12 protein-coding genes are annotated in these 13,611 nt (G+C 55.8%); 5 read left to right on the top strand and 7 right to left on the bottom strand.

Going from position 1 to position 13,611, the window contains the following annotated elements; all coding sequences use genetic code 11:
* Positions 1-40: 40 nt before the first annotated feature.
* The 3 genes from RV1423_RS28685 to RV1423_RS22870 form a co-directional block, all read right to left on the bottom strand.
* A complete protein-coding gene (locus tag RV1423_RS28685) occupies positions 41-574 on the bottom strand; it encodes a GNAT family N-acetyltransferase (protein ID WP_051516868.1) in 534 nt (177 codons plus the stop codon).
* A gap of 398 nt (positions 575-972) precedes the next feature.
* Positions 973-1,749: an ABC transporter substrate-binding protein gene (locus tag RV1423_RS22860; RefSeq protein ID WP_034301884.1), complete on the bottom strand. Its 777-nt coding sequence runs from the start codon at positions 1,747-1,749 to the stop codon at positions 973-975.
* 265 nt (positions 1,750-2,014) lie between these two features.
* Entirely contained in the window at positions 2,015-4,741 is a 2,727-nt protein-coding gene (locus RV1423_RS22870; RefSeq protein ID WP_231502483.1) for an autotransporter serine protease, read from the bottom strand.
* 620 nt (positions 4,742-5,361) lie between these two features.
* Here RV1423_RS22870 and RV1423_RS30035 point away from each other — a divergent pair.
* Positions 5,362-5,538 (top strand): hypothetical protein, encoded by a 177-nt coding sequence (locus tag RV1423_RS30035; RefSeq protein WP_155835224.1) that lies wholly within the window; start codon positions 5,362-5,364, stop codon positions 5,536-5,538.
* Positions 5,539-5,555: 17 nt separating this feature from the next.
* Here the strand turns inward: RV1423_RS30035 and RV1423_RS22875 are convergent, their stop codons facing one another.
* The 4 genes from RV1423_RS22875 to RV1423_RS22890 form a co-directional block, all read right to left on the bottom strand.
* On the bottom strand, positions 5,556-6,206 hold the full coding sequence (locus RV1423_RS22875) for an amino acid ABC transporter permease (RefSeq protein ID WP_034301888.1): 651 nt from the start codon (positions 6,204-6,206) through the stop codon (positions 5,556-5,558).
* The gene (locus RV1423_RS22880; protein WP_051516870.1) at positions 6,203-6,868 is read right to left on the bottom strand and encodes an amino acid ABC transporter permease; all 666 of its coding nucleotides are present in this window, start codon (positions 6,866-6,868) and stop codon (positions 6,203-6,205) included. Before RV1423_RS22880 ends, RV1423_RS22875 begins: the two co-directional genes overlap by 4 nt.
* A 7-nt stretch (positions 6,869-6,875) precedes the next feature.
* On the bottom strand, positions 6,876-7,691 hold the full coding sequence (locus tag RV1423_RS22885; protein WP_034301890.1) for a transporter substrate-binding domain-containing protein: 816 nt from the start codon (positions 7,689-7,691) through the stop codon (positions 6,876-6,878).
* A gap of 67 nt (positions 7,692-7,758) precedes the next feature.
* On the bottom strand, positions 7,759-8,484 hold the full coding sequence (locus RV1423_RS22890) for an amino acid ABC transporter ATP-binding protein (protein WP_034302018.1): 726 nt from the start codon (positions 8,482-8,484) through the stop codon (positions 7,759-7,761).
* Positions 8,485-9,012: 528 nt separating this feature from the next.
* On the opposite strand from RV1423_RS22890, the gene RV1423_RS22895 reads away from it, so the two are divergent.
* The 4 genes from RV1423_RS22895 (at position 9,013) to RV1423_RS22910 (ending at position 13,596) form a co-directional block, all read left to right on the top strand.
* Positions 9,013-9,771, top strand: coding sequence for a FadR/GntR family transcriptional regulator (locus RV1423_RS22895; RefSeq protein ID WP_051516871.1), 759 nt, complete (start codon positions 9,013-9,015; stop codon positions 9,769-9,771).
* A gap of 48 nt (positions 9,772-9,819) precedes the next feature.
* Complete coding sequence (locus RV1423_RS22900) at positions 9,820-10,755, top strand: CoA ester lyase (RefSeq protein ID WP_231502484.1); 936 nt, start codon at positions 9,820-9,822, stop codon at positions 10,753-10,755.
* A gap of 138 nt (positions 10,756-10,893) precedes the next feature.
* Positions 10,894-11,649 (top strand): FadR/GntR family transcriptional regulator, encoded by a 756-nt coding sequence (locus RV1423_RS22905; protein ID WP_051516873.1) that lies wholly within the window; start codon positions 10,894-10,896, stop codon positions 11,647-11,649.
* A 243-nt stretch (positions 11,650-11,892) separates the two neighbouring features.
* Positions 11,893-13,596, top strand: a complete 1,704-nt coding sequence (locus tag RV1423_RS22910; RefSeq protein ID WP_034301891.1) for a thiamine pyrophosphate-binding protein — start codon at positions 11,893-11,895, stop codon at positions 13,594-13,596.
* The last annotated feature ends 15 nt before the right edge of the window (positions 13,597-13,611 follow it).

The raw sequence follows: 13,611 nt of genomic DNA on the forward strand, positions 1-13,611 counted from the left end.
AATGCCGTGGCCCGAAAATTCAGTCAGGTCAAGGTCAATATCATGTTAAGAGCATTGCGGAAGCAGGGCTTGGATCAAGCGGAATGAAATTATCCACGGTCTCTTTTGTGAATTCGAAGCCTCTCGCGTAATACACTTTCAGGGCGGCAGGATGATCAAGTGTGCAGGTATGCAGCCAGATTTCATTTGCGCCGAATGAGAATCCGTGAGACAGGGCCTTTTCAAGTGCAATCTTTCCAAGTCCTTTTCCTATGCAATCAGGCTTCAGTCCGAAATTAACTATTTCGATATTCGTGTCATGTTTTTTTAACTCTAAGTAACCGACTGCTCGGTTGTCGTTGCACAGGAATGTAATGTCGATTCTGGAGTCTTTCAGATAAATATCCCAGTCTTTGGATGTCCATGCCATCCGATAAATATCCCAATAATGTTTCCTGCCAACTTCTTTATAGAGAGAAGCACATGCCCCTGGATTGACAGCGGGCACCGTAGTCAGGAGCTTTGTTTGTTCAGGAAATCTAACAGGCGCGAAGAATTTATCTTTTTCTATTTTTAAATATGTCGTCTTGATCATTTTTCGCTCTGCGTTTCTTTGAAAATACAGGCATGCGCATGCATGATTTGATCTTGAGTGACAGTGATTCGCTGAGGGGTTCCAGTGGTTTGTTGTTAGGCAACAAAAAAGCTGCGAGATGAACTGACCTCAAAGAGTCGGGCATCAAATCCGACTTTTTTGGTTTTACATGGCGCAATGCAACGCGATCTTCAGGCGACAAGCGGTGAGATGCTATTTGAATGGTGGTGCAGGAACAGCGGAGTAAGGCAGGAATTTGGTGTTGACCACGGGCCGGTACGCCGATGAGTGCAGAGTTACCGGTGGCACGGCATCTTTGAAGGCCGACGATGGCGGTCTTTTGTTGATTTTTGTCAGACAGCAGGAACTTGCATCATAGGCATGGGTTTTCTTGTTAATTAATTTCCTCCCTTTGGCATTGACGCTATATATTTTTCCAATATCAACTTCAGCTTTCCCTCCCGACGCATGTTGTCCAATTCAAGGTTCAAACTCTTCAGATATTTGGTGCAAGGACTGGACTTCGTCATTGCGATGAAATTGTCGGATTCAGAGACATAAGGTTTTAAGGCAATGAACTTGTCATTTTGTCCCGACGCGGTTAAATAAGCCAGGCCGCTGTAATACCCCGTAATCAGGTAATCGATGCGGCGCAATTCAAGTTTCTTGAAATTCATATAGGCTTTCTGCTCGGACTCGACCTGTAAATTCTTTCGCAAGAATTCATCAAATCCGTTTCCAAACTGGTTTCCGAGCGTGACGCCGCCCTTTTTTCCGATCAGATCGTTCCATCCGGAGTAACTGAAGTTTCTATCCTTCGCAACAAATACGGCAATAGGATTGGAAAAAAGCGCGATGCTTGTGAAGGTCAGATACTCGCGCCTTTCAGGTGTGTCTTTAAGAGATGAGATCATGTCTATCTCGCCTTGCTGCGCACTTCTCAATACACGATGGAAAGGGCCGACATAGCGAACTTCGTAGGGAGCGCCGAGGGCGCTCAAGGCAGTCGTCGCAATTTCGATACTGGCGCCGGTCAAGTGCTTGCCGTCGTACCATTGCAATGGCATATAGTCTGAGTCCGCGGAAATAACGATTTTTCGGCATTCTTTCTCTTGCGAAAAAGCTATCAAAGGGGCTAGTGCAAGGAACAAGACACATCGGGTCAAGATTGGCATACGCGGTCTCCCTACGGATCTTATATGGAACTCATTTCATAAATAGGCGTGAGATGCGTTCTCTTCAGAAAGGGCGCCTTGCACTCCAGCCCAAACAGGACTCGCCCGCACTCACGCCTATTTATGAAATGAGTTCTGGTATTCGTGCCGTACTGTTTTTGTACTATAACTCGAATAAACCCAGCGGTAGAGCAAGAATGGATAAAACCTGCACGGAGAACTTCCTGACGGCGCAGGTCCAGAAAAACATGGAGAAGCGGCAGCGCTAATCAAGTGAAATGCGCAAGCCCACCACCACCACATGGTTCACCTGGTTGCCATTGGCAAATTGCCCGTCGTAATTGGCGTACCAGCTCCACTTGCGATTGATCTCAGTGGAAATGCCGATACCGGTCCAGCCGGAATTGCGCGGCAATCCCACTCCTTGCACCGTAAAACTGCTACCCGGCACGCCGGAAAAAGCAGCTCGAAAATCGAGGTTTCCGCGACTGGCCGCATGTTGCCATGAAGCGTATGCGGAGACTATGCTTTTGCCTGCCGACCAGTTGAAACTGGTATTGCCGCGCACGCCGAGCAAGCCGGCGGTTTGGTGATAGGACTGGCTGTCGGCCCTCAGGCCGAAGCTGCCGCCCGTTTCGGAAAAACCGCCTCGTTTGAGCCCGTCGTAGCTGATCTGGACGAATGGCGTCAATACCACCGCACGGCCAGGCAATGCCAACGTGTAGCCGGCTTCGGTGTAGGCCGAGAACATCCTGTCCGTATGGTCTGCCTGAAGATTTTCGATCTCCGCGCCTGCCATCGCAGTGCGCCTGACCGTGGACGAAACCGTTGCAATGCCGGCGCGGCCGGAGAGGTAGGCGCCGGGCTTCAGCCAATCATCGGTGCCTGCGTCCGAAAAATCATAGCGACCGTAGACCGATATTCCGGTATTGCGGCTCTTGAAGGTGCCGCCAAAACGATCGAAGTCGGCTTGTCCATGCGAATATGACAGCGCCACGCCAATGATGGCCTTGTCGTTGAGCCGGGTATCGACACCGAACTGTCCTCCCTCCGTCGCAGTGTTGGCGCCGGCGTAGCCGGACTCGGCAAGCTTTCCGGAGGCGCCGAGCGCACTTGCCCACAGACCGGTTCTGATTTGTTGATTCTGTTGCCCAAACTGCCACAAGCGATTCGAAAGATCGCGATTGACCGCCTGCGATTGTTGAAAGCTCATTGCTTGTGCCGATGCGTGAATCTGGCCGGACAGACTATCCAGTGCATCGCCCAGCGCGGCGACGGTCGGGACCCGCTGAAGCGCGGCAACGCTGGTCAGGAACGCTGTATTGGCGCTGCCCGTTTGTCCAGTCGCGACCATCGCATCGGCCGCCATCATGGCCTGTTCTACGTTGGCGGCGCTGTTGGTTCTGCTGGCGTCGGAAGAAAATGCTTGCGCCGCCACCGAGGTGGAGACGCGTCCGATCGTCAGATCGACTTCTCTCGCAAAGTAAGTAAGGTTTGCGGTGAGCAAGGGAGGGAACGCTGTGCCGACGGTCTGGAAACTGAGGTCGCCGAAGGTGTTGACGACAGCAGCGCCAGCAGTTAACAGTTTTTTGGGCACATTGCTGGACTGCGCCGTGACATAGGCAGTGGCATCGGGATTGCCGGCGGGAACCGTCGCGACCAGATGCGAGCCGCCCAGGCTTGCCGTGCCGCCCACTGTCAGCGTCGAGTTGATATCGTTCGCCAATACGGCGCTTGAGGATGCCGTGTAATTGCCAGAGATCGTCATGCCCGCGCCGGTATTGCTCAGACGTCCGTTATTGGTGACGTTGCTGCCGACGCGACCGCCGCCGCCGGCAAGGTTGCCGCCAGAATCGATTTGAACTGAGGAGGCGACGCTGCCGGTGATATTGAGCGTGCCGTTGGAGATTTCGCTGCTGCCGGTATAAGTATTGGTACCGGACAAGGTCAAGGTGCCGGTTCCGCTCTTGATCAATCCGGCATCGCCGGCGATGGCATTGCTGAAGGTGGACGATACCGTGTCGAAGTTGACGTTTACGTTACTGCCGAGCGCCAGGCTTTGCGAAAATAACGCGGGGCCGTTGACCGCTTTGCTGGCGTTGAGCAGACCCCAACCGTAGGTTGCTGTATCGTTCATGCTGGTTGCAGTGGACAGTATGGTCTGCCGAAGCAGGTCGGCATTCATCCAGGGATAGACTTGCTGTACGAGCGCGACCGCGCCGGTCACGGCGGGGGCCGCGAACGATGTGCCATACACGCGCCGGCCGGCGGTCGGCGAGACAAAGTCGCCCGGCGCCGCGAGGCACCAGTTGGCTGCGACGCCGCAACGATTGGCGTAACTGGAAATCACTCCGGGTGTCGTATCCGCACTGGAATAACCTTCCGCACCGCCGGCCGCGTTGACCGCCGTCACGGCGATCCAGCCCTTTTGCAGATCGGGATAAAGCGCCGGCAAGCCGGCTGTCAATGAGGGCTGTGTACTGGATTGATTGCCGGTGGCCCAGATAAATAAGCCGCCGCCTGCGACGAATGATTGATAAATATTGTAATAAGTGACGGCATTGACAGGGGCTGCAATTGAACCGGTTTGAAGGGATTGGTTGAAGATTCTTATTCCGTTGTTGAACAGACGGTTGTAAATGCTTGTATTCAGCGCGATCAAGCCAGTGTTTGTGTCTGCGGCAATGCCCTGGATCTGGACTGCCGGAGCTACGCCCGTATTGGTCCCGCCCAGCGCTTCGGCAACCTCGGTGCCGTGCGGATCGCCGGTGCCGTTCCCTCCAAGGAAGCCGCTGGTGGTGGACGTGGTATATACGCTTTTGGTGATGCGTCCCGCAAGTTCTGGGGCTGATACATCGAAGTCGGTGTCGACCACGCCGACGGTTACGCCGGCCCCGGTGATACCACGGGCATGTGCGTTGGCGGCATTGGCAGGATCGCTTGGATTGAGGAAACCTACGGGGGAGGGACTTGTGCCGCCGGGATTTTGCATGCCACCTCCGCCACACGCGGCAAGTGTGACCGATACGATCAACGATGCAACCGACAATGAAATGTAGGATGCATGTTTATTGCTCATTTAGAATCTCCGCGATTTACGTGGACGAAAAATCTTCACGTACATGCCGGTGTCCGATTTTCGTGGAAAGGAGTGGCCTATAACTTGACGGCGCAGTGATTGCGCCATCGCCAATGGACCGCATTCCAGGATCGTGGGGCTTAACTACGCGGTAATTCCGAGGTTCGCTGGATGGGTAAATGATAGGTGGACAGGCGATCACGATTGCGACAAAACCCTGTCCAAATCCGATAACAATGGATAGCGCTTTTGGACAGGAATGGCGGAATTCGACAATCTCCCGATTTCGCTCCGTAGGGCGGTAACGATTTATCGAGACTTGGGATTTTTATTCCTGCGCTTGGAATGGCCGTTATATGGCTCGCAAGGTGGTTTTTCCTGACGGCCAGATGGCGGTAGTCGTTTGCCGCGAAGAACACTTCATCGGTCCGGCATGCACGGGTAATAAACGTGCCAAGCGCGGGGGCATCTTGGGTATCCTCCGGCAGCGTGGACACATTCGATAGGTGTGATGTCCCTATCGGAGGTATTTGATGTCAAAGCAACGTCGGATTTTTTCGGAAGAATTCAAACAAGAAGCAGTTAAGCTGACGCGCCAGCCGGATGCAAGCAAGGCGGCCATCGCCAGAGGATGGCGCCTCGCTCACCATTTTTTCCGGTTCCCTGCCAAAATTCCAGAAACCCTGGCTGCCGCTTGTCTTGTTTGGTAGGAGAAGAGCGTTGACTATTAAATACCTTTTGCAAGATAACGTTCTAGTATCCGCGAGGAGTAAGTCATCGGAAAACAAATGGCGAAGTAAATTACCGCCACGCTCATATAAATCGGAAACGGTTCGAATGTGACGTTGTTGAGCATGGCGCCAGTGCGGCTTAGCTCGACAAATCCGATGATCGATGTGAGCGACGTGTTTTTCACCACCTGCACCAGAAAACCTACGGTCGGCGGCGTGGCGATACGCGCTGCCTGCGGCATGATCACATGCTGAAACTGCTGGCGTGCGGTCAGTCCGAGACTGGCGGCTGCAGCCCATTGGCCGCGTGAGACGGCCTGGATGCTGCCAGACCAGATATCGGCCAGGAACGCGCTGGTGTATGCAATCAGGATCACTACTGCGGCGATCCAGGCGGTGACGTGTATCCCCAATAGCGGCAGGCCAAAAAATCCCATGAATAGCAGGATCAGCAAGGGCGAGCCTTGCAGCAGCTTGATCCAGGTATCGACCAGCAGTCTTAGCCAGCGCTGCGAACTGAGGCGCGCCAGCAGCAAGGCGACCGCCACGATACCGCCGCCGATGAAGGCCACCAGCGACAGGACCACGGTCCAGCGCGCCGCCAGCAGCAGATTGCTGAAGATATCCCAGAATGAAAACTCACTCATGCCTTGCTTCCTTTTAACGACTTTCTGGCAATGCGATCAAGCATCTGCGTAACCAAGAATGACAGCGCCAGATAAATTGCTGCAGTCAGCATATAAACTTCAAAAGCCCGAAAAGTGCGGCCCTGGATAAAATTCGCTTCATAAGTCAGGTCTCGCACCGAAATCTGCGAGATCACTGCAGAGGCCAGCATCATGAGCAGAATCTGGCTCTTGAGCGCTGGATAGACCTTGGCGATTGCTTGTGGCAGGACCACGTGCAAAAAGGTCTGGCGCCCCGATAACCCAAGCGCCAGCCCGGCCCGCATTTGATTGGCAGAGACCGCGATCACCCCGGCCCGCAGAATCTCGCTGGCATACGCGGCGATATTGATGGCCATCGCCAAGAATGCCGCCCACCATTCACTGATCTGGATTCCCAGCAACGGGAAACCGAAAAAAATCACGAACATCTGGATCAGAAACGGCGTATTGCGGATCACCTCGACATAGCTAGCGACGAATGCCCGTATCCATTTGCCGCCGCTGGTTGCCAGACGGGCGCCGGCCAGCCCCAGTGCGATACCGCAGGCGCTGGAGACGGCCGTGAGCCAGAGAGTCATGCCGGCGCCGCGCAAGAACAGGCTGGCATACTCTTCCAGCGCGGAAAAATCCATCACATACATGTCAGTCTCACAGGGAGCCAGGGAGCGGACCGCCAAGCCATTTCAAAGAAATGCCGTTGAGCGTGCCGTCTTTGAGCGCCTGTCCGACGATCGCATCCAGTTTTTCCTTCAACCGGGTTTCGCCTTTGTTGTAAGCCATGTGCATAGGTGAGTTCATGAGTTTGAATTTTTCGTCGAGAGCGACCTTGGGATTTGGCGCGCGCAGTTTGCGGGCAACGTCGCCGCCAAGCGAGATCATGTCCACCTGACCGGCGAAATAGGCGGAAATGGCGCCGCTCTGATCATCAAAGCGTTTGATGACGGCTTCTGGAGGGGCTACCTTTGCCAGGCTCATGTCTTCATTGGTGCCTCCTGCGGTGGCGATTCGTTTGCCGGCCAGTCCGGCCGGATCCTTGACTGCCAATGTCGGAGGACCATAGACGGCGATGTAATAGGGCGCATAGGCAGCGCTGAAGTCCAGAATTTTTTCGCGGGCGGGAGTCTGCCCAACCGACATCAGCATGTCGAGCTTGCGATCTGTCAGGTAAGCGATGCGATTGGCGCCGGTAACCGGAATCAGTTCGACCTTCACGCCCAGACCCTTGCCCAGAACTTCAGCGAAGTCGACGTCAAAGCCGCGTGGCTTCATGTCAGGGCCAACCGAACCAAACGGCGGGTAATCCTGGAACACGCCGATTTTCAATACGCCTTTGTTAGTCACATCTTGCAAGGTGTCGGCCTGCGCGGTCCAGGAATAACCGGCTCCGGCAGCGACCATGGCCAGACTGGCGGCGCTACGAGCGAGAAACAGACGGCGGCGAGCGGAATTGGATACGGTTTTCATAAGAGGTCCTGTTCAAATAAGAGAGGTGAAATAAGAACGACGGTTAAGACGATGCTTGATGCAAAATTCAGTGCAGGATCTGTTGCAGGAAATTTCGGGCGCGGTTGGTTTGTGGCGCACTGAAAAAATCCTGAGTAGAGCGGTCTTCGACAATGGAGCCGCGATCCATGAATACGACACGGTCTGAAACCCGCCGCGCGAAGCCCATTTCATGCGTCACGCAGACCATTGTCATATGCTCGTTGGCCAGTTCGGTCATGACTTCCAGCACTTCGTTGACCATTTCAGGATCGAGCGCGGAGGTTGGTTCATCAAACAGCATGACGACCGGATTCATGCACAAGGCCCGCGCGATCGCCACCCGTTGTTGCTGACCGCCGGAAAGCTGCACCGGATATTTGTCTGCCTGAGTCCGCAGTCTTACCCGGTCCAGCAAAGCCAGCGCATTGCTGGCGGCGTCGATGCGATTGCGGCCCAAAACCTTGATTTGCGCCAGTGTCAGATTTTCGAGCACAGTCAGGTGTGGAAACAGCTCGAAATGCTGGAATACCATCCCGACGCGCGCACGCAGACTGCACAGGGTCTTCGCATCCTGTACTACCGGCGCGCCATCGACCGTGATGCGACCTTGCTGATGCGGCTCCAGACCATTGATGGTCTTGATCAGCGTTGATTTCCCGGACCCGGACGGGCCGCAGACGACCACCACTTCGCCCTTGTTGATGTCGAGCGAACAAGCGTCAAGGACCTGAAAGGCGCCGTACCATTTGGAAACATTTTGTAGTGAGAGCATGTGCATTCTTTTCTTGAGTCTGAAACAATAGCTTGGTGCTTCCAAGTAGATTGTCATGTGGTAAGGCCACCTTGCTACCTATGTTGATGAGCAATCTCCATGCCAGCGTATTTTCTTTAACTTACTGCCGTTTTTACAGGTAAATCGGGTAATGCAGCACCAAAAATGCCCATGTATAGGCAAAAGAGACCGGTTTGTGCATTGTTTTTGTGCGGATTTCGATTCTGCTGGCTAAAGAATATTTGCCGGTTTGTTAGTTCGTGTCTCCGTTTTTTTCTGACTATTTATTTAATTCAGCACCACTGATCAGGTGGTCAGGCCAGAAATATACGCTGGCTGGCCCATCAGTCAAGCTGCGTTGCAGCACGACACGTCTTTTCAGCCGTTTTACGCTATAAGATGTGATTTTCGGGAAGATGCTTGACAGCTTCTATTGCTAAGGTATATTAATGGCCTTACCAGTTGCTTGAATCATCAGATCCTTCCCGCCGCTTCAAGGGCCGCTTGATCTGTCTCTGCCTTTGCTCAATGAGTTCATTTCATCCTGTCAGCGTCACTCGTCTCTATCGCATGATTGCTGATCAGATTGCCTGCCGCATTCGCGCTGAAGATTTTCGTCCCGGGGAGCGCCTCCCTTCGGAGCGCGAACTGGCCGAGCAACTGCAAGTGAGCCGGCCGTCCATCCGCGAAGCCTTGATTGCGCTGGAAATCGAGGGCTATGTGGAGGTGCGGGTGGGGACCGGCGTGTTCGTTACGCAGCGTCGCATGGACCGAACTGCGGGACTGGAATGTGCGGTCAGCGAAGTCGGCCCCTTCGATCTGCTGGCTGCGCGTTTGCTGGTTGAGCCCGAATGCGCGGCGCTGGCGGCGCGCCATGCAACCCAGACGCAGTTGGCGGCGATTGACCTGGCGGCACGCAATTTGCATGGATCCGTCACGCCGCGTGCGCACGATCGCGCATTTCATCTGGCGATTGCGGAAGGTTGCGGCAATCCGGCGCTGGTCAGTACGGTCATGCATCTGATGCAGTTGCGCGACAGCAGTAATGTACTGAAACGGCTTGAGCAACATTTCGTGACCAATCAGGTATGGCAGCAGGCTGCTGATGAACACGAGTTGATATCGCGCGCAATCCGTACCGGCGACGAGCAAGCCGCGCGCCATGTGGCCCGGTTGCACCTGACAGATATTCAGGACCGCTTGCATCGTGACTTCGGCAGCGACCCGATGCAAATGGAACGCAGCCTCGGTGCTGTAGCCATTGCCGGGCAAATGCCCGGCCGGTAGTTTCCCCCTTTAGTTAACCCATTAATTAAGAATGGCAAGAGAGTTGAAATGACTTCACCTATGGTAACGCCGCCAATCCAGTCCGGCCAGGCAGCCGCCCCGACGACACGGCGTCCACCGACGCTGCGGCGCAGTTGGATGTTTGTTGCCGGCATGGATCAGGCGGCGCACGCACGCGCTATTGCCGGCGGCGCCGATGTGGTGGTGGCCGACCTTGAAGAATTTACCGCTGCCGCCGACCGTCCCGAAGCGCGCTTGCGGATTGCCGCCATGATGGCGGATTGTCGTGCGCAGGGCGTAGTCGGCGCAGTGCGCGTCAATAAGCTGGAGCACGATGGTCATGCCGATTTGCGCGGCGTCATGGCTGGCCATCCCGATGTCGTGTTTCTGCCGCATGTGGACCGGGCTGAGCAGATTGTCGCGCTGGCTGCGGAAATTTCCTTGCTGGAAGCCGATTACGGTATTGCGCCCGGCAGCACGGAGATTGCGCCGACTATCGAGTCGGCGGCCGGTATGCTGGCGTTGAGCGCCATATTCAACGCCAGTCCGCGCGTCACTTCATGTCTGCTTGCCGCCGAAGATTTTGCCGCGAGCCTTGGTGCCGAGCGCGGCGCCGATGGCATCGAATTGCGTTATGCGCGCTCGCGTTTCCTGCTCGAATGCGTGGCCGCCGGCGTTGTCGCCATCGATTGTCCATGCACCTTTCGCAACACGACGACGTTGACTGGTGATCTTGAAGTGGCGCGCCGACTTGGCTTCAAGAGCAAGTGCGTGGTCTTTCCGGAGCATGTCGCGTTGCTCAATGCGGCATTCACGCCATCAGTAGAGCAAGTCCGTGCGGCAGAACAATTGTGCGGCGCGTTTGAGCGGCAAAAGAGCGCGCCGCCCGCCGATCTGGCATTGTGGATTGATGCGCCGCTATACAATAACGCGCGTCGATTGCTGGCGCGTCACGCTGAAATGGATGGGTGGCGCTCCAACTGACGGCAATGGCGGCAGTGCTGCGACGCAGCTTGACACGGTTTTGCTTCGAGGTATATTGCTGGCCTGACCACCTGATAACTGGAGTTCATGTGTATTCGCATAGCCAGATCATCAGCACCACTTTTTTATAGATTAGCCATGAGTTCATTTCATCCTGTCAGCGTTACCCGTCTTTACCGTATGATCGCCGATCAGATCGCCGGTCGTATCCGTGCCGGCGATTTTCGCGTCGGCGAGCGGCTGCCGTCCGAGCGCGAACTGGTCGAGCAGTTGCAGGTCAGCCGTCCGTCCATTCGTGAAGCGCTGATCGCTCTGGAAATCGAGGGCTATGTGGAAGTACGGGTCGGCACCGGCGTATTTGTGACCCTGCCCAAACAGCGCGACGAAACTGCGGTCAGTTCCGAGGCGCAGGTGCCTTACGAAGATGTCGGTCCCTTCGATCTGATGGCGACCCGTTTGCTGATCGAGCCGGAATGCGCCGCACTGGCCGCCGCCAATGCCTCGCAACAGCAACTGGCGGCAATGACTGCCGCGGCCGCCAGCATGCCTGGTTCAGCCAATCCGCGTTTGCATGACCGGGCGTTTCATCTGGCTATTGCGGAAGCCAGCGGCAATGTGGCCTTATCCAGCACCGTATTGCATTTATTGAATCTGCGTGACAGCAGCGCCATGCTGAACCGGCTGGAAGAGCACTTCGTCACACACCAGGTTTGGCAGCTCGCCGAGGTTGAACATGATCGCGTGCTGCAAGCGATCCGGGCAGGCGACGCTGCTGGCGCGCGACAAGCGATGTACCTGCATTTGAATAGCATTCTGGATCGGCTGCGCAAAGACTTCAGCAACGATGATGCGGTGTTGTCAGGGATGCGGCTGGTAGCAGGAAAGGCGCTCTGATCGCACTGGTGCGTCGGCACTGAAACGGTGACGGCCAAGTATGTCACGCCCCTGATCTGTGCATCCGGGGCTTTTTTTAGCTCGATTTAGTCAAATCTTTTTGCTTTGGTCTGGCATGTAATTTGCTGATATCTTTTTAACGCAGGTGGCCTTACCACCTTACTATCAAGCTGTTTTGTTTTTACGGCAATGCGAGGTAAGAGTGGCAAAACTCTCTGTATTCATTATTCAGGTGATAACAATATGACAGCATTATCAGTCGCTCCGCGCAACGGCGGTCAAATCTTGATGCAGCAATTGCGCGAGCACGGCGTCAAGCGGGTATTTCTGGTGCCCGGCGAAAGCTATCTGCCGTGCATTGACGCCCTCAATGAGCATCAGGACGTGATGGAAAGCATCGTTTGCAGGCAAGAAGGCGGTGCCGCCTATATGGCTGAAGCCTACGGCAAGCTGACCGGCGAACCAGGCATCTGCTTCGTCACGCGCGGTCCGGGCGCCACCAACGCCAGCATTGGCGTGCACACTGCGTTTCAGGATTCGACGCCGATGATTCTGTTCGTCGGTCAGGTCGGCAACGATTTTTACGAGCGCGAGGCATTCCAGGAAATCGACTATCGCCGCATGTTTGGTCAAATGACCAAATGGGTCGCGCAAATCGATCGCACCGAACGCATTCCGGAATTCATCGCACGCGCGTTTGCGGTCGCCACCAGCGGCCGCCCCGGGCCGGTAGTGCTGGCATTGCCTGAAGACACGCTGTGGGGCATGGCGCAAGTGGCGGACATGCCGCGTTACCGGCGCGCCCAGAGCAATCCCGGCGTGGCTGATATTGCGCATATGCGCGAACTGATCGAGGCAGCCGAGCGGCCATTCATGATTGTCGGCGGCCACGGTTGGACGCAACAGGCCAGCGCGCGGTTGCAGGGCTTTGCCGAACGTTTCGATTTGCCCGTCGGAGTGGCATGGCGACGGTTGGAGTGCTTCGATCATCGCCATCCGAATTTTGCCGGTCATGTCGGCTGGGGCATGAGTGCCGAGTTGCGCACCCGCATTGCCGACGCCGATCTGCTCCTTTCGGTCTGCAGCCGACTCGGCGAAGCCACTACGGAAGGCTATTCCGTGGTGACCAGTCCATTGCCAAGACAAAAGCTGATTCACGTCTATCCGGACCCGCAAGAGCTGGGCCGGGTATTCATGCCGACCCAGGGCATCGTGGCGGATCCGGCCGGTTTTTCTGAACAGATCGCGGGTTTGCAGCCGACCCGGCCGCCCGCATGGTCCGCCGCAACCCGCGCCGCCAACACTGAATATCTGCGCACGCTGCAGCCATTGGATGCGCCGGGGGCGATGAATCTGAATGCAGCGGCAGCGCATCTCAATGCAGTGCTGCCCAAGGATGCATGCATCACTGTCGGCGCGGGTAATTACGCGCTGTATCCGCATCGCTACCGGCAATTCTGCGGCGTTGGCAGCAGTCTGGCGCCGGCGCTGGGGGCGATGGGTTACGGCTTGCCTGCGGCGATTTCAGCCAAGCTGGAAAAGCGCGACCGCACCGTGGTGTGCTACGCCGGCGACGGCTGTTTCCAGATGAATCTGCAAGAGTTGGGCGTAGCCATGCAATACCGGCTCGGCATCATCGTGCTGGTGTTCAACAACGGCATGTGGGGAACCATACGGGCACACCAGGAACGTGATTTCCCGGCCCGGGCGATCGCGCTCAATTTCGATAACCCGGAATTTACCGACATCGCGCGTGCATATCGCGGCTACGGCGAGATCGTCAATAAGACGGAAGATTTCGCCGCTGCCTTTGAGCGGGCGCGCGCCTTCGCCGACCGCGAGCAGTTGCCGGCGTTGCTGGAGATCCGTTACGACCCGGATGGCATTGCGCCCGGGGATACCTTGTCCGGCATTCGCCGGGCCGCGCTGCAAAAGCAACAGGCATAACACTTCATTACCGGT

Origin of the sequence: Herbaspirillum sp. RV1423 (assembly GCF_000577615.1) — a bacterium.
Lineage (GTDB): Bacteria > Pseudomonadota > Gammaproteobacteria > Burkholderiales > Burkholderiaceae_D > Herbaspirillum.

Coding starts and splice junctions, on each gene's coding strand:
- RV1423_RS28685 (WP_051516868.1), bottom strand. CDS start 574: ATGATCAAGACGACATATTTAAAAATAGAAAAAGATAAATTCTTCGCG.
- RV1423_RS22860 (WP_034301884.1), bottom strand. CDS start 1,749: ATGCCAATCTTGACCCGATGTGTCTTGTTCCTTGCACTAGCCCCTTTG.
- RV1423_RS22870 (WP_231502483.1), bottom strand. CDS start 4,741: ATGCAAAATCCCGGCGGCACAAGTCCCTCCCCCGTAGGTTTCCTCAAT.
- RV1423_RS30035 (WP_155835224.1), top strand. CDS start 5,362: ATGTCAAAGCAACGTCGGATTTTTTCGGAAGAATTCAAACAAGAAGCA.
- RV1423_RS22875 (WP_034301888.1), bottom strand. CDS start 6,206: ATGAGTGAGTTTTCATTCTGGGATATCTTCAGCAATCTGCTGCTGGCG.
- RV1423_RS22880 (WP_051516870.1), bottom strand. CDS start 6,868: ATGTATGTGATGGATTTTTCCGCGCTGGAAGAGTATGCCAGCCTGTTC.
- RV1423_RS22885 (WP_034301890.1), bottom strand. CDS start 7,691: ATGAAAACCGTATCCAATTCCGCTCGCCGCCGTCTGTTTCTCGCTCGT.
- RV1423_RS22890 (WP_034302018.1), bottom strand. CDS start 8,484: ATGCTCTCACTACAAAATGTTTCCAAATGGTACGGCGCCTTTCAGGTC.
- RV1423_RS22895 (WP_051516871.1), top strand. CDS start 9,013: ATGAGTTCATTTCATCCTGTCAGCGTCACTCGTCTCTATCGCATGATT.
- RV1423_RS22900 (WP_231502484.1), top strand. CDS start 9,820: ATGACTTCACCTATGGTAACGCCGCCAATCCAGTCCGGCCAGGCAGCC.
- RV1423_RS22905 (WP_051516873.1), top strand. CDS start 10,894: ATGAGTTCATTTCATCCTGTCAGCGTTACCCGTCTTTACCGTATGATC.
- RV1423_RS22910 (WP_034301891.1), top strand. CDS start 11,893: ATGACAGCATTATCAGTCGCTCCGCGCAACGGCGGTCAAATCTTGATG.